The sequence below is a fragment of the Streptomyces sp. NPDC052064 genome, from assembly GCF_055585925.1.
Genome location: NZ_JBVJJE010000015.1, coordinates 1 through 19089 on the forward strand (window position 1 = coordinate 1; position 19089 = coordinate 19089).

Consider the following 19089-nt stretch of genomic DNA (forward strand, 5'->3'; position numbering starts at 1 on the left):
GTACGACAGCGACGCGCTCCCCACGGACGACCCTTCCCAGGTTGATCAACCAGAAGATCATCCCACCGGTCAGCCAACGTGACAGTGCCTCCGCAAGTCCATCCAGGCCATGGCCTCTCGTCTGCCGGACGGCAACGAGCAGAACCTGCAGCAGTTCGTGAACCAGTCCACCTGGGATCCGGTGCCGGTGCGCCGGCGGATCGCCGAGCGGCTGGTGCCGCGGATCGCCCCGGACGCCTGGGCGATCGACGACGTGTCGTTCCCCAAGGACGGAAAAGCCGACACACCGGACTCACCCTCTAGCAGATCCTTGACGCTCTCCAAGACCTGCTGAACTGCTGGACCGGCATCTGTAGCACATGCCACCAACCTCTGACCAGCAGGAAGACACCAAGATCAAGACGGACCTAACGGAGTCCTACTAGTGGTCGGCTCCGGAAGTCCTTCGGGGGTTGACCCGAGTTCAGGCGGATGCTGCTTTGAGGAGGGTTTCGGCCGCAGTGGTGCGGGCGTAGAGGACGGAGCGGCTCGCGCGGTGGGCGCTGACCAGGCCCGCGTTGCGTAGCGCGGTGAGATTTTGGGATACCCCGGCTGGGGAAAGTCCGGTGCGGTGGGCCAACTGTGTGGTGGAGGCCGGGGTTTCGAGTTCGGTCAGCAGTAGGGTTCGCGAGCGGCCGAGTACGGCGGCGAGGGTGTGGGCCCGGGTGGCGGGCCGGACCTGCCATAGTGTGCCGACGCCGCGGGCCGGATAGACGAGTTGCGGTGGATCCGGCAGCGTCGTCCGGGTGCGCAGCCCCGGCCCAGTGAAGGCCGACGGGATCAGCAGCAGTCCTGTCCCTGCCGTCTTGCGGGTCAGCGGCTGCTTTCGGCGCGCCATCCGCAGCGCGTTGTCGTCCCAGCGCACCGAGGTGTGCAGGTCGTTGAAGAGGCGGCCCGCGCCGTGCTCGGCGACCATGCGGGCCCGGTAGAAAATGTCGGCGTCCAGCACTGTCCGCATTCGGTCCCAGTAGGGGGCGAGTGCCAGCTCCCAGTACGTTTCGATCTCTTCGGTGACCTTGGCCAGGCGGGTCTGCGGGTCGCCGTGCAGAGTCCGCAGCCGAGGACCGAGTTTGCCTTGGTGGCGGGCGAGGTGATCGAGGTCCTGGCGCACCCGGTCCACAGGCGAGGCCCGGACCGCATCACACTCTGCCGCCGGTGTGGGGGCCGGCCCTGCGGGGGCCGGGTTGAGGAAGTCGGGGACGTAGCCGGTGGGCGGAATCAGCTCGGACAGCCAGCCACGGTCCAGACCGGCGGCCACCACTCGCGGCCTGACCTGGTCGACCCAGGGCTGGTGGACCGGATGCGCGGCGGCGGACCTCAAGAGCCGAAAGCTGGGCGCCACCTCCCACATCGGGGAGACGGCGAACCGCACCTGCGCCAGATCACTCGCCGAGAACGACAGCTCCGCCAGGATGACCACTCCTCAATGGATTCAGGCATGTGTGAATCAATGGCGGGCCAGCCTACCGTGCCCAGATCATCCTGCCCATGACCTCACAGACGATCAACGCGGCGGCGTCGGGCATCTGGACGCTCGGCGACCGCACGGTCAACCGGATCGGTTTCGGCGCGATGCGCCTGCCCCAGACCGGCGAGGCGTTCGCGGCCGACGCCGTCCCACGCGATCGCGATCAGGCGATAGGGGTGCTGCGCCGGGCGGTCGAACTCGGCGTGAACCACATCGACACCGCCGCGTTCTACTTCTCCCCGCTGCGCAGTGCCAACGAGCTGATCAACCGGGCACTGGCCCCCTACCCAGACGACCTCGTCATCGCCACCAAGGTCGGCCCCGGCCGCGATCCCTCGGGTCAGTGGCTGCCGCACGCCACCCCCGAGCAGCTGCGCGGCCAGGTCGAGGAGAACCTGCGCCAGCTCGGCCGTGACCACCTCGACGTGGTGAACCTGCGCATCGTCGGCACCGATTCGATCGCCGAACGCTTCGGCGCACTCGCCGAACTGCGCGGCGCCGGACTCATCCGTCACCTGGGCCTGTCCAACGTCCGCCCCCACCACCTCGCCGAGGCCCAGGCCATCGCGCCCGTGGTCTGCGTCCAGAACATGTACGGAATCGGCGCATCACCTGAACAGAAAGAGTTCCTGGACCTCTGTGGTGAACAGCGCATCGCGTTCGTGCCGTTCTACTCGATCGCCGGCACCGGACGCACGGCTGGCGCGACCACCGATGACAGCGACGAGATCCTCGCCATCGCCCGCGCCCGCGGGGCGAGCACGGCCCAGATCCGGCTGGCCTGGACACTGCACCAGGGCCCCCACGTCCTGGCCATCCCCGGCACCGGCGACCCCGGCCACCTCGCCCAGAATGTGGCCGCTGGCTCCCTGCTTCTGTCCGAGTACGAACTCACCGCCCTGGACTCCCTTCGCCACGAAACGGTATGAACAAGCTCCTCGGCACTGTGATCCGCTTCCGCTGGTCGGATTGGCTGTCGTGTCTGTTCCTGCCGCGCGTCCAGTAGTGAAGTTTCCCCGTGATGTTGGACACTCGATGCTTACGCTGCGAGGGCGTGTTCTTGCTCGTGTCGCTGCCGGGTCTCCAGCGGGGTGAGGTAGCCCCCCAGACTGGATGCCTGCGCAGCCGCTAGCGGTTGTAGAAGGTCTCGATGAAGGTGAAGATCTCAGCGCGGGCAGTGGTCCGGTCGGGCCAGCGGCGGGTGCCGATCTCCGCTTTCAGCAGCGCGAAGAAGCTCTCGGCGGCGGCATTGTCGTAGCACGAGCCGGTTCGTCCCATGCTCTGCCGCAGCCCCAACCGGCGTATTTCCCGGCGGAGTTCGCCAGCGGTGTACTCCGCTCCGCGGTCCGAGTGCACGATGCATCCGAGCTGGAGGTCGCTGCGGCCGACGGCCATCGTCAGTGCGTCGACCACCAGGGATGCGTGGTGGTGGTCCGCCATCGAGTAGCCGACGATCTCGAGGGTCGCCAGATCCAGCCTGGTCACCAGATACAGCCAGCCCTCGTCGGTGGGGATGTAGGTGATGTCACCGACCAGTTTCCGCCCCGGGGCGGCGGCCGTGAGGTCGCGGCCGATCAGGTCGTGAGCGGGCACCGCCTTCTTCGCCGGACGGGTCAGCGACCGGCGCTTGCGCTGGGCGACCCCGGTGATGTCACGCTCACGCATGATCCGCTCCACTCGCTTGCGGTCGACCCGCCGGTCCAGTCTGCGTAGTTCGGCATGGATGCGCGGCACCCCGTAGGTGCACCGGGAGGCGATGTGCAAGACGGTGATCTCGTGGGCCAGTACGTCGTCGGCGGCCCGGCGGGCGGCGCGGTCCTGCTCGCCGGCCATCCAGGCGTAGAAGGAGGAGCGGGCCACCTTCAGCAGCCGGCACAACAGAGCGACTGGGTGGGTGGTCTTCTCCGCCTCGATGAACGCATACACGTCGCTCATCGATCGCTCTCCTTCACGAAGAAGACCGCCGCTTTCCGCAGCACCTCGATCGTCTCGGCCTGCTCACGGTTCTGCCGCCGCAGCCGACGCAGTTCCTCCCGCTCCGCGCTCGTGAGCCCGCCCGACGCCCCCTGCCCGCGGTCGATCGTGTCCTGCTTGACCCAGTTCCGCAGGCCCTCGGCGCTGACCCCGATCTCCCGGGCCACCTCGGTGACGGTCTTGCCGGAGGAGTTCAAGCGCGACCGCGTCGCGCTTGAACTCCTCCGAGTACCGCCTGCTGCGGTTGCTCTTGCTTCCCACCTGGCACTACTTCCTCTGGAACCTCACGTCCCAGTCTCCAGATGTCCAACATCAAGGGGAAGCTTCAATACCAGGAGTCCTCCGGTTCCAGGTGCAATGGCTGCTTCCCAACCCGCCGGACGTCGCCGAGGACAACTCCCCTGTCGAAGTCGGCGTTGTAGGCACAGATGACCTTCCCCTTGGTGACCTGGCGCAGCCGCGGGAGGATCTTCTGGGAGGGCCGGGCGTCGGCCACCATCGCGTCGGTGATGCCATGGACCCAGCGGGCACCGTCGCTGATCGGCTCGATCGGCTTGACCAGAGTGTCCATCAGCTTCTTCCCGGTGGCCCCGTCGATCACGGCCAGCTCGACGGTCTGCCCGGGCAGGTCGGTCGTCTCGGTGTCGAGGATGACCGCGGCGCCCGGCTCCAGGAGTTCGCGCGCCCGGCGGGTCACCTTGCCCCATGTCGGACACAGAGTGATGCGCGTACGTCGGCGAGCCGATACAGCGCCACGGTGACGGTGCGGTGCCGGCCGACCTCGCGCTCGTAGGTGGCCGCGGGCGTGATCCACCCGGCGGCCTCCACGTACTTCCAGTCGGCCGGGTGCCAAGCCGACGGGTTCGCGGATTCCTGGAGGGGAAATCCAGGAAACCGGAGGGTGGCTGGGCTCCTGGAGGCAGAGTAGCCCGCGGGTTCCGGGCCTCCAACTGGCCTCGACAGCGTGAGGTGATCCCAGCTGTCAGTGGGGTATCGCCGAGAATGGGTCAAAGGGGCGAGTTGCCGACGGGTCGACGCCTGGCTGCGCGAGCGGCGGGTTTGAGCGACCGAGGCAGTCAGGACAGGCGAAGAGGCCGTGACCCTGCCGGGGATGTAGCAGGGGCACGGCTCTCTCGCTGCGGGGGACGGCTGGTCCTGAGGCCGAATCAACCGGCGGGTGTCTCAAAGGAGACCGGTTCACTCCGCGCGTGGATCCCAGCGGAACCGCCGCACCGCCACCACCGCGCCGACCGCGCCCCACAGCAGCAGGACCCCGAGGTCCCGCCAGGGAAGGCCGGTGTGGTCGGTGGTGAACGCGCGGAGGAGGGCATCGTTGAACGGTTTCACCGGCAGCGCGTCGGCGATGCCCTTCAGCAGACCGGAGTGGATCGGCATGTAGGTGCCCGAGATGAACACCAGAGGGAACAGGACGAACTGCACGACCGACGGCGCGGCCTCCGCGTTGCGGATCAGCGATGCCACCGCGACCCCGAGGGCGCAGAAGGCGGCGGCGCCGAACACGAGCGTCAAAACCAGCGCGGGCAGCTGCGAGGAGGCGGGCAGCGAGACGCCGTAGAGCCGGCCGACCACGGTGATGAGCAGGACGTCGACGACGCTCACGACGACGCAGTGCGCCAGGAGTCCCACGAAGTACGCGGAAGCGGGCAGCGGCGTCGCCCGAACCCGTTTCAGGATCCCGTTCTGCCGCCGTGCCGCGAGCACGATCGCCAACTGGCTGTAGCAGGAGCCCAGGACTGACACCGCGGCGATCGTCGACACGTAGTACTGGAGCGCGGACCGGCCGTAGTAGAAATCGCTCTTGCCGATGCCGCCGAACAGACCCCCGAAGATCGCGATGACGACGACCGGGAAGACGAACGTGAAGAACGCGCTCTGCGGATTGCGCCAGAACGTCAGCTGCTCGTAGCGGGTCTGATGCCACAGCAGGGCGAGTCCGCGGCGCCGGACCTGCCGGCCCGCATCGCGGGGAACGGCGATGCTCATGAAGCGCTCCTTTCCAGCATGCGTTCGGGCGCACTCTGGTCCTGGGCGGTCAGGCGCAGATAGACATCCTCCAGGCTCGGCCGGCCGACCGTCAGCCCGGCGAGCACGGTGCCGCGCCTGAGCGCCCAGTCGGTGAGCTGGTGCAGGGTGCCGGTCGGCTCCGCGGACTCCACGGTGACCAGGCCGTCCTCGTCCGGCTCGGCGACCACCGGCAGGTCGGCGACCGTGCTGCCGGGCGGCAGTGCGAAGCGGATCCGGGCCCGCGCGGTGTTACGCCCCCCGAGGGTTGTGGGGGTGCCCTCGGCGACGATCCGTCCGGCGGAGATCACGGCCACCCGGTCGGCCAGCTCCTGCGCCTCCTCCATGTAGTGCGTGGTGAGCAGGATGGTGGTGCCCGCGTCGCGCAGATTCCGCACGAGCTGCCAGGCGCCGCGGCGCGCGTTCGGATCGAATCCGGTGGTCGGCTCGTCGAGGAACAGCAGGCTCGGGTTCCCGATCATCCCCAGCGCCAGGTCCAGGCGCCGCTTCTGGCCGCCGGAGAGCGTGCGGACCTTCTTCTTCTCCTGCCCGGCGAGGTCGACCAGGCCGATCACCTCGTCGACGTCGCGCGGCGCCGGGTAGTAGCCCGCGTTGCGGGCGATGGTCTCGCGGACGGTGAGGTAGGGCTCGACCGCGATGTCCTGCAGCACGAGCCCGATCCGCTCCCGCAGGGTACGTGCCGTGGACCGGTCGCCCGGGTCGAGGCCGAGGACGTCGACGTGCCCGCCGTCCCGGGTGCGGAACCCTTCGAGGATCTCCATCGTGGTGGTCTTGCCGGCGCCGTTGCGACCGAGCAGCGCGAAGATCTCCCCGTGCTCGACAGTGAAGCTCACCCCGCCCACGGCCCGCACCGCGCCGTAGGTCTTGTGCAGGTCTTCGACGACGACCGCGCTAGACATGGCGGTCACCCGCCGTCCGGTGCGCGTACGGCGGCGTCAGGCGTGGACGCACATGACCTCCAACGTCAGGTCGAGATGGCGCCCGGCCATCCCGCGGGCCGCGGTCACACCGAACTCGGTACGGTCGACGCGGGTCGTGGCACGGACGGTGAACGCGTTGGCAGTCACCTGCGCGTGCACGATGGACAGGCTCGCGGGCCGGGAGACCCCGCACGCGGTGAGCGTGCCGGAGACGGACGTGGCGTCCACCCGCTCGGAGACGAACGTGATCAGCGGGTTCCGGTCGGTGTCCAGGAACTTCGCCGACCGTACTTCGCCGTCCCGCTGATCGTTGCCGGAGCTGAAGCTCGCTGCGTCGATCTCCACGCGCAGACGCGACTCCGACAGCGGCTCGGCCACGTCGACCGTACCGCCCCGGATCGCGAACGTGCCGTGCACGGGCATGAGGCCGAAGAGGTGTCTGCTCTTGAACGAGATCGACGAGCGCTTCGTGTCGATCGTGTAGCGACCGAGCCGGGGAGATGTCGTGGTGGGGTTGCCTGTTGCATCCATGCCCTCATTCCACGGCAGCCGGCCCGCCGCGCGGCAGGGCGAGCGGTCGGTTCCCGGAGCGACGAACGGCGGGTCGTCGCGGGCCGCATGCGACTTTCGTAGGGTCCGCACCAGGCGGAGGTACGCGGTTGTCACGGCGCGGACGGGGGGGGTGGCCCAAATGGCCTACGGTAAGCGTCATGACTGACGGACCGTGGCACCGCCGGCACTGGGTGGCCGTGGACGTGGCGATCGCGGCCGGCTTCGCGCTGCTCGACACCGGCACCACGCTGATCGGCGCCAGCTGGTGGCCGGACCGCCCGGACACCCTCGCCTGGGTCATGCTGGGCGTGCAGGCGCTCGCCTGCGCCTCGCTGGCCTTCCGCCGCGTCGCCCCGCTCACCGTCGTCGGCGTGCTCGGCGCGTTCACGATCGCCGTGACGCTGCTGATCTCACCGGCCGGCGTGCTGACGCCCGCAAACGACACCAACGTATGGGCCCCCTACGCGACCCTGGTGGCCGCCTACGGCCCGTTCTTCTTCCAACAGAACCGCCGCACGGCGTTCCTCGTGCTCGCCGCCTTCACCCTCGTCATCATGCGGCCCTGGGAGCCGTCGGTCACCGTCATGACGATCGGGCTGCTGCGCACCGCGGTCGGCCCGCTGCTGGCGCTGTACTTCGACGCCCGCCGGCGCATGGTCTTCGCCCTCGTCGAACGGGTCGAGCGAGCCGAGCGGGAGCGCCACCTGCTCGCCGAACAGGCCCGTGCCGAAGAACGCGCGCGGCTCGCCGGGGAGATGCACGACGTCGTCACGCACCGGGTGAGCCTGATGGTGCTGCAGGCCGGAGCCCTGCGGGTGACGGCGCAGGACGAGGAGACCCGGCAGGCGGCGGAGGAACTGCGCGCCGCGGGCTGCCAGGCCCTGGAGGAACTCCGGGACCTGGTCGGCATCCTGCGCACCACGCCCGAGGGTGACCAGACGCCCTCGGTGGGGGGCTTCGCCGACCTGGTCGCCGAGTCGACGGCGGTGGGCACCCCGACCGAGCTGATCGAGAACGGCGACCCGGCCCTCGCCTCGCCGGTGGTCGGGCGCACCGCCTACCGCGTCCTGCGCGAGGCGCTGACCAACGTCCGCAAGCACGCGCCCGGCGCCCAGGTGACCGTGCGGGTGGAGTACGACGAGACCCAGGTGCGGATCACGGTCCGCAACAGTGCCCCGACCGGCAGAGCGAGCAGCGCCCTCGCGAGCACTGGCTCCGGCATGGGCATCGCGCATCTGCGCCGGCGCATCGAGCTCGTGCACGGCACCCTGCGTGCCGGACCCTGTTCCGACGGCGGGTTCAGCATCGAGGCGACGCTGCCCGCGTACGTCCCGACCGCGGAATCGGCGGTGTGAGCGTGGCCCGAGTAGTGGTGGTGGACGACGAGCCCATGGTGTGCGTGTTCCTGCGCACCATTCTCGACTCGGCCCAGGACTTGGAGGTCGTGGACGTGGCCCACGACGGCGCGGCCGGCATCGAGGCCGTCCGGCGCAGCAGCCCGGACGTCGTCCTGATGGACCTGCGCATGCCGGGCATGGACGGGCTGACCGCGATCGAACGCATCAACGAGCTCGCGGAGCCGCCGAACATCGTGGTGCTGACGACCTTCGACGCCGACCAGTACGTACTGCGTGCCCTGCGGGCCGGCGCGACCGGCTTCCTGGTCAAGTCGACCCCGCCGGAGGAACTGATCGGACTCGTGAGGACGGCCGCGCAGGGGCACACCGTCCTCTCGCCGTCCGCCGCCCGACGGCTCATCGCCGCGTCGACGGACAGCCTCTCCGCCCGCGACCGCGCACGCGACCTGGTCGCCGCGCTGACCGAGCGGGAGGTCCAGGTCCTGGCTGGCCTCGGCGAGGGCCTGTCCAACGCGCAGATCGCGGCCCGGCTCTTCCTCTCCGAGGCCACGATCAAGGGCTACGTCTCACGCATGCTGGACAAATTGAGCTGCGTCAACCGCACCCAAGCCGGCCTCCTCGCTCATGACGCGGGCATCGTCGGCACCCCGTAGGGGGCCCGGTGGCGCTGTCACGTTGGCTGACCGGTGGGATGATCTTCGGGTCGACAGGCTGGGAGGGGTCGTCCGTGGGGAGCGCGGCGCTGTCGTACAAGGGGCACCGGTACCCGGTCGAGGTCATCTCCCACTGCGTGTGGCTGTACCACCGCTTCCCACTGTCCTTCCGCGAGGTCGAGGAACTGATGCTCGAGCGCGGGATCGTCGTCTCCTACGAGACGGGGCGCCGCTGGTGCGCGAAGTTCGGGCAGACCTACGCAGGCGCGCTGCGCCGCCGGCAGCCTCGGCCTGGGGACAAGTGGCACCTGGACGAGGTCTTCATCAAGATCAACGGGCGGTTGCAGTACCTGTGGCGGGCCGTCGACCAGGACGGCAACGTGCTGGACGTCCTGGTGCAGAACCGGCGGGACAAGGCCGCGGCCAGGCGTTTCTTCCGCAGACTTTTGAAGAGGACCGGTGTGGTGCCGCGGGTGGTCGTCACCGACAAGCTCCGCTCATACGGCGCGGCCCACCGCGAGGTCATGCCCTGCGTCGAGCACCGACAGTCGAAGTACCTGAACAACCGGGCGGAGAACAGCCACCAGCCAACCAGGCAACGCGAACGGGCGATGGAAGGCTTCCGCTCCGTGGGCGGGGCCCAGCGGTTCCTCTCCGCGTTCAGCGGCATCTCGCCCCACTTCCGGACCCTCCGCCACCTGATGCCCGCACACGACTACCGCGCCGAGATGACCGTCCGCTTCGCAATCTGGGAGCAGATCACCGGCGTCGCCGGCGTCGCTGCTACGGCCTGAGCACAGCCCGGAACCGGGCTCCACCACGCCACGACGCACCATCAGACACCGCCCACCCAACAACGTGACAGCGCCCCACTGCCCCCTGCTGACCCAGCGCGAAGCCGCCGCGTGCGGCGAGGGCCGTACGATCCGGCGCCGCCGGGAGGCCGGCGAACTGCCCGGGGTCGAACCCCGACAACCCTCAAACGCCATTTACTGTACAGATCCGGAATAATCGCCGGACGCTTGGTCGGAGTCCGGGGCTGGTGCGGCAAGCCTGAGGGTGTCCTTGCGCATGTTGGCGTCGTCGAACTGTTGGATGAGTTCTGTGACACGCGGTTGTGTAGTGGCTTGCGTGCCGAGCTGGCTCTGTGCGCGGAGCAGTTCACCGTAGAGAGCTCCGTAGGTTCCGCAGAGCTTGATGGATTCCTCGACGCGGTCGTGCAGGCCGGTTGCGTAGGGCGCGGCGATGGCCACCGCGGCAAGACAAGACAGCGTGGAGATGACGATCTGGGCGGTGAGGCGGGAGGTGTCGGCCATGAGCGGCCAGACGAGCAGCCCTGTGATGATGCTGAGTGCGGCCGCGGCGATGTTGTACAGACGGGCCCTGTGCAGCAGATGAATTGCTTCTCTCGGGGTTCTTTTCACCCAGTAGCGAGCACGCGCGGCGTTGCCATCGAGCTGGCGCAGGATCGTACCGTCGATATGCGGTGCACCAGCAGGACTTTTCAGTCGCCTGACGAACGTCAACAGCACACCCATGGCGCTCCCACACTCGGCCGGTAGTGATTCCACAGTGACGTCAGTCGAACGCGTTTTTCCAATGCAACGCGCCCGATTCCCAGCCAAAGGACCTTGCAGGCCGCCAATCAGCTGCACGCCCGCGTGTCTTTGCGATCATTACCGGATGGGTGCATAGTGTGAAACACCCCGGCTGGGTGTTTCCAGCTGAAGGAAGTACTCTGCGCCGGAACCCCGGCCCGATTACGGCGGGCCGGGGTCCAGATGACGCATGGGCGGGACTGTCACATCCCACGGTGACTTCTTCGGGGTCGGTCGCTGCCGCGATTCCCTTAGTTGTCGATCACTCGGAAGCTGCCATCGACACCGGCGCCAACCCCGAAGGTGGAGCCCCCAGGCAGGACCACGGCGGCGGGATTGCCATCGTTGCAGTTGGTCCCGTTGAAGAACTCAACGACCCTGTCGGTGTCGTTGGAGATGTTGAAGGTGCCGGTGCCGAGGAAGTTGGTCACGCTGACGCACGCTCCCGGGTTGGCCGAGTACGTCCGCTCGTTGATCTGAATCTGGCCGCCGTCCTTCTTGTATCCGCGGTAGTCCTTGTCCGTCTTGTACTCGTGGTCGCTGTCGCCACCGAGGGGAGCCGAGGCGGGACGGACGGCTTCCCGGGCGGACTGAGCGGAGTCCGCGGAGGCGTAGGTCACGCCAGTGATGGTCATGGCCACGGCTGCCGCGGAGCCGGCGATCAGGGCGGCGGTACGCTTCTGCATTCCAGTCTTCTCCTTCTTTCAGAGAAATCGGCTGAACTGCCGATCTGGAAATGAACCTACTGAGGGAAATTTCCGACGGCACCTCAAAGATCACTAACGTGTGACACGCAGCGGCCAACCGGACGTATACGAGCGCATCGAGCAGGCACTATGGACTCCCCTGATGGGCTGTCAAATCACTGTAACCTCAGGGCGCTTGGCGAGGGGGTTAGGCCGGGCCGGTGAATAAATCGGCGGTCCTTCACCCCGTCGGACCGCCGGAAGCGTGTCGGACATTGACGCCACCCCCGAATCACCCCCTGAACTCTTGTCAAGGACCGCAAGCTGCCTCGTGGGTCGCACTGAAGCTGAGGGACCGGCCATCATCGGCCCGGCCACTACCTTCCGCCGTGCCTCATGACCTGGCCCCGTCCTGCCGTGTGGAGGTGAGTCCTGTGCTGCTCGATCCGCCCGGCAGGCACCAGCTGTGGCAGCACGGAGCGCCGCACTGGCCTTACGTCCAGGCCGTCGACCAGGCCCTTGCCGACCGTGGCATCCCGCCCGGCATCGTCCGGGCCGACGTCGCGCTGCGCGCGTACCACCAGACGGAGCGCCACGACACGATCTACATGACCCTGGTCTGGGATGTGAGCCGCACCGGCGCGCGGGGCGGCGTCCGGCTCGCCTGGGAGGTGGAGACCGGCTGGGTCTACGCCAAGCTGGGCCCCAGCATCAGTGACGTGCTCCTCGAAGCCCCCGTCACCCCGCTCCACCGCGTCTTCGCCCCCCCCGGGCGACGTCGCCGATGTGGCCGAAGGGCTCGTGCGTCACTGGCGCACGCCAGAGGGGGAGTGCGGAGCGGAGTGGGACCGGGCGCGCGAGGTACGCAGGGCGTGTGAGGCTTTCCGCCGCCACCGAGCGTGTTGGCCTTCACCCGAATCTCCCGCCGGCGGCGTCTGGCCCCGCACCGGTGTCATCTAGAGGGTGGGGCGAGTGTTCTGCGCTGCCATGCGGCGGCGCAGTGCGCGGCGCCGGACCGACAGTTCGGGTGAGGGGGCGAGGGTGCGCCCGTCGGGAGGCTGTCGCCGAAGGCGCTCAGTAGACGGTTGAGGCGGTTGGTGGGGGTCTCCGCGATCGCTGGCAGGGGTGGCGGGGAGGACTCGTGTGCTTCTTGCCGGTGCGGCCGGAAGAACGACGGCTCCCCGTCCAGAGCGCGGATGAGAGCACTGACCTCTTCCCAGCTTCCGGGCTTTTCACCGTGGAGGATCCGGCGGACGTCGTGGGCGCTGACGAGTTGTCCCGTGGCCACGGCGAGGCTGTGCGGGGAGGGGCAGGCTGCCCGTTGGTAGAGGGTGCGCAGTGCCGCGGCAAGTGTGGTGCCGGTGTCTGGTTCTTCTGGCGGCGATGGCTGGCGGGAGCGGCGGGGGCGGATGCCGTGGCGGTCGCGTTCGTCCTGCCAGACCTTTCGTATGTCGGCTCCGAGGACCAGGGCGATCTTCTCGGTGAGTACCCAGGTGGGGAACTTCTCGCCGCTGAGCACGCGGGAGAGGTAGGGGGCTGAACACCACGCACCGCGCCGGATCCCCTTCGCGTCCTGCGCGGGCGCGCTCGAGGACGGAGTTGATGAGGTAGGTGGCGTCAGCGGAGGAACGAGCGCGGACTCGCCTGCCATCCCTCGCGCAGCTGTGTCAGGGAGCGGGGCCGCGGCTTGGCGGGGGTGCAGCGCCCCGGCGAGTTCGGCGAAACACCCGCGTCGGCGGGGAGGACCACCGCTACTCAGAAGGCCAGGAAGAAGAACACCACTGAGCACAAGCAGAAGGTCCGTGAGCAGATGCCCGGAGTGCTGGAGCGATACCAGCGACGCACGGCCCGTCTGACCAGGCAAGTCAAGGCTGTGGTCAAGGAGTTAGCGGGCCGGGCGGGATCACGTCTGCTGGCGATACTCGCGGCAGGCCTGTCCCGTCACACAGCCTTGCGCACCCTGCTGCGCATCCCGCTGCCCACCGGGCGAACGCCCCGCGTGATCGGCGTCGACGACTTTGCTCTGCGTCGGCGGCACCGCTATGCCACCGTGGTGATCGATGCCGAGACCCATGAGCGGATCGACGTGCTGCCCGACCGCACCGCCGACACGTTGGAAGCCTGGCTGCGCGATCATCCGGGCGTCGAGGTCGTGTGCCGTGACGGCTCCGCAACCTACGCCGAGGCCATCCGCCGCGCCCTGCCGGACGCGGTGCAGGTCGCGGACAGGTGGCACCTGTGGCACAACCTGTGCGAAGCCGCCCTGAGTGAAGTGAAGGCACACAGCAGCTGCTGGGCCACCGTGCTGGACGCGCCCCTGTACGACGGACCACGCGCGCAGACGACCCTGGAACGCTGGCACCAGGTCCACAGCCTGCTCGAGAAGGGCGTGGGCCTGCTCGAGTGCGCCCGCCGCCTGCAACTGGCCCTGAACACCGTCAAACGCTACGCCCGCGCCGACCGGCCCGAGCGGATGCTCCGCGTCCCCAAATACCGTGCCAGCCTCGTCGATCCCTACCGCGAGCACCTGCGCAAACGCCGGGTTGAGGACCCTGGCATCACGGTCCAACACCTCTTCGAAGAGATCAAGGCCCTCGGCTTCACCGGCTGCCTGAACCTCCTGCACAAGTACATCAACCAGGGCCGCACGGATGCCGACCGCAGCCACATCTCCCCGCGCAGGTTCGCCCGGATGATCCTTACCAGGCCCGACAATCTCAAGACCGAACATCACGACCTCCTGGCCCGGCTCACCGCTGCCTGCCCCGAGATGACCCAACTGGCCGCCGGCATCAGAGGCTTCGCCGAACTCCTGACGCCTTGCGATGGAAATGCCGACGGACTCTCGCGCTGGATCGTCCAAGTCCGCGCAACCGATCTGCCCCATCTGCACTCTTTCACTCGGGGCCTGGAGCGGGACCGCGACGCCGTGATCGCCGCGGTCACGCTTCCGTACAGCAACGGCCCTACCGAGGGCGTCAACACCAAGACCAAGCGGATCGCGCGCCAGATGCACGGACGAGCAGGCTTCACCCTTCTTCGCCACCGCATCCTTCTCGGATGGCGGCACGCTCCGTCACCACCGAATATGAGACAGGGCCGTTCGTTTGACAGACCCACGCTGGCCGGGAGAGGTCGGGTGCTGGCTTGGGGTGTTCGCGGCCCTCGCGGCTCAGCCGCCCAGGAGAGCGCGCACGGCATGCCAGCGGCCCGGCGCACCCTGGAGGCCGCGCACCGAGCATCCGCCCTGGCTGCCGTGCCCCCGTTCACGGGCACTCGGAGGCGCGGTACTCGCTCCCGCTGACGTACTCCACCCGCACGGCTGCGTCCTGCTCTCGCAGCACGTACAGCGTGCCGTCCCAGGGCGCCCAGTACCGCGGCACGAGGAACAGCCGGTCACCGGAGACATGGAACAGCCGCAGTCCCGCGTACCGGTAGCGATAGGGGCTGCCCTTCTCGTCGACGACGGCGACACAGCTGCCGCCGCCGCGGATCAGCAGGTCACGCTCGCTGAACACCACGACTGCGGGGAAGCCGTCGGCCACGGTGGCGGCCGTCTTCTCGGCCCGGCCCCGGCCGACGATCCCGGCGTAGGCGTACACCGCCCAGAACAGCGCGACCACGGCTACCAGCAGGGCGGGCGCCCAGATCCGCGCGGTCGGTGGCCGGGCGGCGGATCCTTCCGGTTCCGGGCGGGTGCGCGCGTACGCACTGAGCAGCACGCCCGCCAGGATCGCCAGTGGGAGGACCAGCCCGAGCAGGCCCGGCGCGACGTAGGAGAGGGGCACGAGCAGCAGGGCCGGCAGCCACGCGTGCCGCAGCCCTCGCAGCACGCGCGCGGCACGCGCCGGTTCGCGCCGCACCCGTTGATGCAACGCCGACGCCGCCATCGAGACGGCGGCCGCCACGAGGACGGGGAGGTAGAGGGCGTCCACGCTGCGCAGCAGGTAGTCGGCTGTGGAGAACCGGAAGAGCGTGTCCCGCAGCCCGAGAGCCTGCGTTTCGGCGTCGGTGCTCGCCCAGCCGAGGTAGAAGAGGATGGCGGTGAAGAGGGAGAGGAACGAGCCGATGGCGCCGACGAGTTCCAGCCAGTTCCGGGGCTCGGGCGGAGGGTACGGGGCCGGTGGGGGAGCGGGCGGTGGGTCGGGTGGCGCCGGTGTGGGCGTGGGATCGGGCGCGGGCGTCGGTTGGGGTGTCGGGTCCGGCGCGCCCGGCGGGCGGCGGAGTCGCGCGCGGGCGCGGGTTAGCACCGTACGGAGGCGGCGCGTCGGGGTGGCGGGGGTCACGGGCTCGCCGACGTGGAACCGGTGGGGCCGGGCGTGCCAGGGGCTACGGCGGTGAAGGCGGCCTTCTTGATCGCGTCGGTTGTGTTGTAGTGGACGCGCACGTCCACCGCCTGGCCGTACTTGCCGTCGAGGGCCGGGACCACGGCGGCCAGCACCAGCTGGTCGCCCGATTCCGACAGGGGGTTCGGCGGTCCCTCCAGCCGCACGGCGCCTATGTACACGCTCCCGTCCCGCAGCAGCTCCGAGTGGTCGAAGTAAGTGCCGCGGACCTCGATCCAGATCGTGTCGCCGGGCGCGGCCTCGCCGTCGCCGCCCACATCCACGGAGCTGATCACGTACTCGCAGGCCCGCGTGCCGCCCGGGGAGTCGGCCAGCTCGACGGTGGCCGAGGGGTAGAGCCGGTGGAAGTCCAGCAGCCCGGCCAGCACGCGATGGGCCGCGCGGCTCTTGCAGGTGTTGACCCGGTTCGCGACGGCGGAATAGTCCTGCGCGGCCTGCGCCCAGCTGCCGCCCAGTCCCTCGACGGCCAGACAGGCGTTGGCCAGCCCGCGCAGCACCTGCCACTCGGTGTCGAGTTCTTGCCGCGAGATCGTGTCGAGGGCCTCCTGGCACCTGGCGGGCGTGCGCAGGACGTCGTAGACGCTCTCCGGGTCCGGCGCGTTCTCGGTGTTGGGCGAGTGCGGGCCGGGCGGGAGCCAGCCGGGACCCTCGATGCGCCCGCCGCCACCGCCGTTCTGCCCGCCCTCGTTGTCCCCACTACCGTTGTCGCCGCCCGCGTTCAGCCCGCCGACGTCGCCCGAACTCCCAGATGCACCGTTCCCGTTGGCCTTTCCTGAACCGTTCGATCCGCCGGACTCGGTCCCACCGGATCCGCTCCCGCCGCCGTCGGTGGGCCGCCAGGTGGGCGTGCTCTCTCCCGAACCGCCGGTCGCGTTACCCTGACCGCCGCCGTTTGAGCCTCCACCCGACGTGCTCGTGCCACTGCTGACCCCGGACGAACCGCCGCCCTCACCGCCCGCACATGCGGCCGCCGTCCCCACCGCCAGAAGCCCCGCGAGGAACAGCCCCGAGATGCGGAGCCCGCGCGATGCCGTCATGACGCCCCCCGATGTCATCGCTCCCGGGCATGCCCGGCCAGCAGCCGTGGCCGGCCCCCAGGAGGTCTCCTCATAATGGGGCCACCCGACACTGTCGGGAAGCGACTTCGCCCAGGCTGCGACAGCAGTCGCCAACCGGTGTGCAGGAGGCGAAGTCCAGCTGGAGGTCTGACGGGACAGCGAAGTGAGCGCCGCCCGTACGACACAGGACGGGCGGCGCCTCCGCATGCTCCGTCACTGGCTCTTCCATGCGAACGAGGGCTTCACAAGGACACGGATGGCGGCCACTTCACTGGCACAGCATGCGTTGCGTGGGGTGTGGCTGAGGCATCATGGGAGTGGTTGGCGCGCCGCTTTCCCCCGTAGCGGCGGGCCCCTTCCTTTTCAGCGGGCGAGGGTGACCTCGATGGGGTTGTTCGGGCAAACGCTGAGGATCTCGGTGAGCACGGTCTGCTCGGCCGGGTCGATCGCGAGTCGCCAGCGGGTTTTGACGGTCACCCAATCGGTGGCGTAGGTGGCTTTGTTCACCGGTTTCGACAGCAGTTGTTCAGTGCTTCGGGAGGCATCCGGGCCGCGGCGTGTTCGATGTTCACGAGAAGCGACAGCACCCGCGCACGCCGATGAGATGTTGCCGGTCCAGGCGGACCCTACGAGCTACTGGATGCTCCAGCGGTGCGGATGGTCGGGATCGGTGGGGCAAGCGAAGACGTTGAGCTCGCCGGAGCGGCCCACGGTGACCTCGGTGGGGGTTGCGGACCGAAAGGCGGGCAGGTCTCGGTCCTAGCGGCCGGCGGTCGGCGTGGCCGTCGGGTGCCACTCGCGGCGGAGGAGGCCGAAGACCCAGGAGTCGGAGACGTCGCCGTTGACGACGCAGTCCTCGCGGAGGGTGCCTTCGCGGACGAAGCCGAGCTTCTCCAGGACCCGGGCGGACGCCACGTTGCGGGTGTCGGTCTCGGCCTGGACGCGGTTCAGGTTCAGGGTGTCGAACGCCCACCGCAGGACGGCGTGCGCGGTCTCCGTGGCGTAGCCGTGGCCCCACGCGGCGGCGTCGAAGACGTAGCCCAGGGACGCGCTGCGGAAGTCCGGGTTCCAGCTGGTCAGGCCGCACCAGCCGATGAACGCGCCGTCGGAGACGCGGTCGACGGCCACCCGCGCTCCCGTGCCTTCCTCTTCGATCGTCCGGCAGGTCGCGATGAAGCGCTGGGCGCGGGCCGGTTCGGTCCACGGCGGGGAGTCCCAGTAACGCAGCACGTGGGCGCTGCTGTGCAGCGCGTAGAGCGGCGCCGCGTCGGCGTCGGTGAACGGCCGCAGTCGCAGGCGGGCGGTGTGCAGCTCGGGGGTAGGCAATGTCATGCGGAGCATCCTGCCGCGTCACGCTCGCCCCCGACCATCCGTTTATCCGGACGGTCGGGGGCGCGTACGTCCCCGGTGACTCCAGACGCGCCGCATGGGCGGTGAGTCCGCAGTACCGTGCCGGCATGGCGAGCAAACGGCGGCCGTACTGACGCACCCTCGGGACGCCGACCAGCCTCGTCCTGTACCGGACCCCGGACGGATGGAGGTACGCCGTCCACTTCACCGGGCCAGTTGCGTTGTTTGTAGGTCTCGCGGTCGAAGGCCGGTGGCCTGCCACCCCTGCTGCCGCGACGCAGCCGGTGGCTCCGCTGGTCCGCCGGGACGGGGATCACTGCCCGGATGCCGCGCTTGCGCAGGTGCTCGCGGATCGCCCGTGAGGGGTACGCCTTGTCGGCCAGGACCACGTCCGGTCTGGTCCGGGGCCGTCCTCTCCGACGGGGAACGCGCAGGCGGGCCATGACGTCGGCGAAGGCCGGTGCGTCGCCGGCCTGTCCTGCGGTGAGAACGGATGCGAGAGGCCGGCAGTTGCCGTCGGCCGCGAGGTGGATCTTCGTGGTCAGTCCGCCGCGGGAGCGGCCGATGGCGTGGTCGGCCGGCTCGCCGACGGAGGCCCCTTTTTGCGAGCCCCGGCCGCGTGCTGGTGAGCTCGCACGATCGTGGAGTCCACGGACACAGCCCAGGCCAGATCCTCCTCGGCATCGGCCTGGGCCATCAGTGCGGTGAACACCCGCTCCCAGGTGCCATCCGCAGCCCACATCCGCAGCCGGTTGTAGACGCCTCGCCAGTTGCCGTACCGCTCCGGCAGATGAACCCACTGCGTTCCGGTCTGGAACTTGAAGACGATCGCGTCGATCACCTCACGGTGATCCCGCCAGCGACCACCCCGCTTCGGCGTCCGGTCCGGGAGCAACGGCTCGATCCGCGCCCACTGCGCATCTGTTAACGGCACACCCGGACCAACCACCGACTGATCCAAACGAAACTGCCTAGCCGCGCGCACTCCGCGCAGCGGGCTGCGCGCACCGGTCGGGCAGCCCGGCCAGCCCTCTCCCCCACTCA

The 19089-nt window shown here is 69.3% G+C and carries 19 protein-coding genes and 3 pseudogenes; 7 read left to right on the plus strand and 15 right to left on the minus strand.

The window, feature by feature from the left end; all coding sequences use genetic code 11:
* Nucleotides 1–91: 91 nt before the first annotated feature.
* Nucleotides 92–277 (plus strand): annotated as a pseudogene (locus ACZ6TU_RS33400) (transposase); the annotation flags it as partial.
* Nucleotides 278–463: 186 nt separating this feature from the next.
* Here the strand turns inward: ACZ6TU_RS33400 and ACZ6TU_RS33405 are convergent.
* Nucleotides 464–1453 carry a winged helix-turn-helix domain-containing protein gene (locus ACZ6TU_RS33405; protein WP_469552810.1) on the minus strand — a complete coding sequence of 330 codons (990 nt, stop codon included), beginning with the start codon at nt 1451–1453 and terminating at the stop codon, nt 464–466.
* Between the two features lie 74 nt (nt 1454–1527).
* On the opposite strand from ACZ6TU_RS33405, the gene ACZ6TU_RS33410 reads away from it, so the two are divergent.
* A complete protein-coding gene (locus ACZ6TU_RS33410) occupies nt 1528–2436 on the plus strand; it encodes an aldo/keto reductase (RefSeq protein ID WP_469552637.1) in 909 nt (302 codons plus the stop codon).
* Between the two features lie 199 nt (nt 2437–2635).
* Here ACZ6TU_RS33410 and ACZ6TU_RS33415 read toward each other — a convergent pair whose 3' ends face one another.
* The 6 genes from ACZ6TU_RS33415 to ACZ6TU_RS33440 all read right to left on the minus strand — a co-directional run bounded on the left by ACZ6TU_RS33415 (nt 2636) and on the right by ACZ6TU_RS33440 (nt 6975).
* Nucleotides 2636–3442 (minus strand): IS3 family transposase, encoded by an 807-nt coding sequence (locus ACZ6TU_RS33415; RefSeq protein ID WP_469552638.1) that lies wholly within the window; start codon nt 3440–3442, stop codon nt 2636–2638.
* Nucleotides 3439–3678 (minus strand): transposase, encoded by a 240-nt coding sequence (locus ACZ6TU_RS33420; RefSeq protein WP_467679487.1) that lies wholly within the window; start codon nt 3676–3678, stop codon nt 3439–3441. Before ACZ6TU_RS33420 ends, ACZ6TU_RS33415 begins: the two co-directional genes overlap by 4 nt.
* Before the next feature lie 128 nt (nt 3679–3806).
* Nucleotides 3807–4178, minus strand: coding sequence for a 3'-5' exonuclease (locus ACZ6TU_RS33425; RefSeq protein ID WP_469552640.1), 372 nt, complete (start codon nt 4176–4178; stop codon nt 3807–3809).
* Between the two features lie 500 nt (nt 4179–4678).
* On the minus strand, nt 4679–5485 hold the full coding sequence (locus ACZ6TU_RS33430) for an ABC transporter permease (protein ID WP_469552641.1): 807 nt from the start codon (nt 5483–5485) through the stop codon (nt 4679–4681).
* Nucleotides 5482–6423, minus strand: coding sequence for an ABC transporter ATP-binding protein (locus ACZ6TU_RS33435; protein ID WP_469552643.1), 942 nt, complete (start codon nt 6421–6423; stop codon nt 5482–5484). Before ACZ6TU_RS33435 ends, ACZ6TU_RS33430 begins: the two co-directional genes overlap by 4 nt.
* A gap of 36 nt (nt 6424–6459) precedes the next feature.
* Nucleotides 6460–6975, minus strand: a complete 516-nt coding sequence (locus ACZ6TU_RS33440; RefSeq protein WP_469552644.1) for a YceI family protein — start codon at nt 6973–6975, stop codon at nt 6460–6462.
* Between the two features lie 179 nt (nt 6976–7154).
* Between ACZ6TU_RS33440 and ACZ6TU_RS33445 the strand changes: the two genes are divergently transcribed.
* The 3 genes from ACZ6TU_RS33445 to ACZ6TU_RS33455 are packed head-to-tail and all read left to right on the plus strand — an operon-like array spanning nt 7155 to nt 9801.
* On the plus strand, nt 7155–8351 hold the full coding sequence (locus ACZ6TU_RS33445) for a sensor histidine kinase (protein WP_469552646.1): 1197 nt from the start codon (nt 7155–7157) through the stop codon (nt 8349–8351).
* On the plus strand, nt 8348–9007 hold the full coding sequence (locus ACZ6TU_RS33450; RefSeq protein WP_467679499.1) for a response regulator: 660 nt from the start codon (nt 8348–8350) through the stop codon (nt 9005–9007). Before ACZ6TU_RS33445 ends, ACZ6TU_RS33450 begins: the two co-directional genes overlap by 4 nt.
* Before the next feature lie 38 nt (nt 9008–9045).
* Complete coding sequence (locus ACZ6TU_RS33455; protein WP_467679822.1) at nt 9046–9801, plus strand: IS6 family transposase; 756 nt, start codon at nt 9046–9048, stop codon at nt 9799–9801.
* Nucleotides 9802–9996: 195 nt separating this feature from the next.
* On the opposite strand, the gene ACZ6TU_RS33460 is transcribed toward ACZ6TU_RS33455, so the two are convergent.
* Together ACZ6TU_RS33460 and ACZ6TU_RS33465 are read right to left on the minus strand one after the other, a co-directional pair.
* Complete coding sequence (locus ACZ6TU_RS33460) at nt 9997–10545, minus strand: hypothetical protein (RefSeq protein ID WP_467679501.1); 549 nt, start codon at nt 10543–10545, stop codon at nt 9997–9999.
* A 311-nt stretch (nt 10546–10856) separates the two neighbouring features.
* On the minus strand, nt 10857–11291 hold the full coding sequence (locus ACZ6TU_RS33465) for a hypothetical protein (protein ID WP_467679503.1): 435 nt from the start codon (nt 11289–11291) through the stop codon (nt 10857–10859).
* A 425-nt stretch (nt 11292–11716) separates the two neighbouring features.
* Between ACZ6TU_RS33465 and ACZ6TU_RS33470 the strand changes: the two genes are divergently transcribed.
* On the plus strand, nt 11717–12169 hold the full coding sequence (locus ACZ6TU_RS33470; protein WP_467679505.1) for a hypothetical protein: 453 nt from the start codon (nt 11717–11719) through the stop codon (nt 12167–12169).
* 74 nt (nt 12170–12243) lie between these two features.
* On the opposite strand, the gene ACZ6TU_RS33475 is transcribed toward ACZ6TU_RS33470, so the two are convergent.
* On the minus strand, nt 12244–12810 hold the full coding sequence (locus ACZ6TU_RS33475) for a hypothetical protein (protein ID WP_469552648.1): 567 nt from the start codon (nt 12808–12810) through the stop codon (nt 12244–12246).
* Nucleotides 12811–13047: 237 nt separating this feature from the next.
* Between ACZ6TU_RS33475 and ACZ6TU_RS33480 the strand changes: the two are divergent.
* Nucleotides 13048–14352, plus strand: a pseudogene (locus ACZ6TU_RS33480) (ISL3 family transposase); the annotation flags it as partial.
* Nucleotides 14353–14557: 205 nt separating this feature from the next.
* Here ACZ6TU_RS33480 and ACZ6TU_RS33485 read toward each other — a convergent pair.
* The 5 genes and pseudogenes from ACZ6TU_RS33485 to ACZ6TU_RS33505 all read right to left on the minus strand — a co-directional run.
* Nucleotides 14558–15577, minus strand: a complete 1020-nt coding sequence (locus ACZ6TU_RS33485; protein WP_467679507.1) for a hypothetical protein — start codon at nt 15575–15577, stop codon at nt 14558–14560.
* Nucleotides 15574–16674: a hypothetical protein gene (locus ACZ6TU_RS33490; RefSeq protein ID WP_467679508.1), complete on the minus strand. Its 1101-nt coding sequence runs from the start codon at nt 16672–16674 to the stop codon at nt 15574–15576. Before ACZ6TU_RS33490 ends, ACZ6TU_RS33485 begins: the two co-directional genes overlap by 4 nt.
* Nucleotides 16675–17058: 384 nt before the next feature.
* Complete coding sequence (locus tag ACZ6TU_RS33495; protein ID WP_467679510.1) at nt 17059–17202, minus strand: hypothetical protein; 144 nt, start codon at nt 17200–17202, stop codon at nt 17059–17061.
* A 252-nt stretch (nt 17203–17454) separates the two neighbouring features.
* On the minus strand, nt 17455–18027 hold the full coding sequence (locus tag ACZ6TU_RS33500) for a GNAT family N-acetyltransferase (protein WP_467679512.1): 573 nt from the start codon (nt 18025–18027) through the stop codon (nt 17455–17457).
* Nucleotides 18028–18260: 233 nt separating this feature from the next.
* Nucleotides 18261–18994 (minus strand): annotated as a pseudogene (locus ACZ6TU_RS33505) (IS5 family transposase); the annotation flags it as partial.
* Between the last annotated feature and the right edge of the window lie 95 nt (nt 18995–19089).

Excerpts from the sequence above, each read along its gene's own strand:
- ACZ6TU_RS33500 (WP_467679512.1), bottom strand. The coding sequence starts at position 18,027 with ATGACATTGCCTACCCCCGAGCTGCACACCGCCCGCCTGCGACTGCGG.
- ACZ6TU_RS33410 (WP_469552637.1), top strand. The coding sequence starts at position 1,528 with ATGACCTCACAGACGATCAACGCGGCGGCGTCGGGCATCTGGACGCTC.
- ACZ6TU_RS33460 (WP_467679501.1), bottom strand. The coding sequence starts at position 10,545 with ATGGGTGTGCTGTTGACGTTCGTCAGGCGACTGAAAAGTCCTGCTGGT.
- ACZ6TU_RS33415 (WP_469552638.1), bottom strand. The coding sequence starts at position 3,442 with ATGAGCGACGTGTATGCGTTCATCGAGGCGGAGAAGACCACCCACCCA.
- ACZ6TU_RS33435 (WP_469552643.1), bottom strand. The coding sequence starts at position 6,423 with ATGTCTAGCGCGGTCGTCGTCGAAGACCTGCACAAGACCTACGGCGCG.
- ACZ6TU_RS33465 (WP_467679503.1), bottom strand. The coding sequence starts at position 11,291 with ATGCAGAAGCGTACCGCCGCCCTGATCGCCGGCTCCGCGGCAGCCGTG.
- ACZ6TU_RS33455 (WP_467679822.1), top strand. The coding sequence starts at position 9,046 with ATGATCTTCGGGTCGACAGGCTGGGAGGGGTCGTCCGTGGGGAGCGCG.
- ACZ6TU_RS33490 (WP_467679508.1), bottom strand. The coding sequence starts at position 16,674 with ATGACGGCATCGCGCGGGCTCCGCATCTCGGGGCTGTTCCTCGCGGGG.
- ACZ6TU_RS33440 (WP_469552644.1), bottom strand. The coding sequence starts at position 6,975 with ATGGATGCAACAGGCAACCCCACCACGACATCTCCCCGGCTCGGTCGC.
- ACZ6TU_RS33430 (WP_469552641.1), bottom strand. The coding sequence starts at position 5,485 with ATGAGCATCGCCGTTCCCCGCGATGCGGGCCGGCAGGTCCGGCGCCGC.
- ACZ6TU_RS33445 (WP_469552646.1), top strand. The coding sequence starts at position 7,155 with ATGACTGACGGACCGTGGCACCGCCGGCACTGGGTGGCCGTGGACGTG.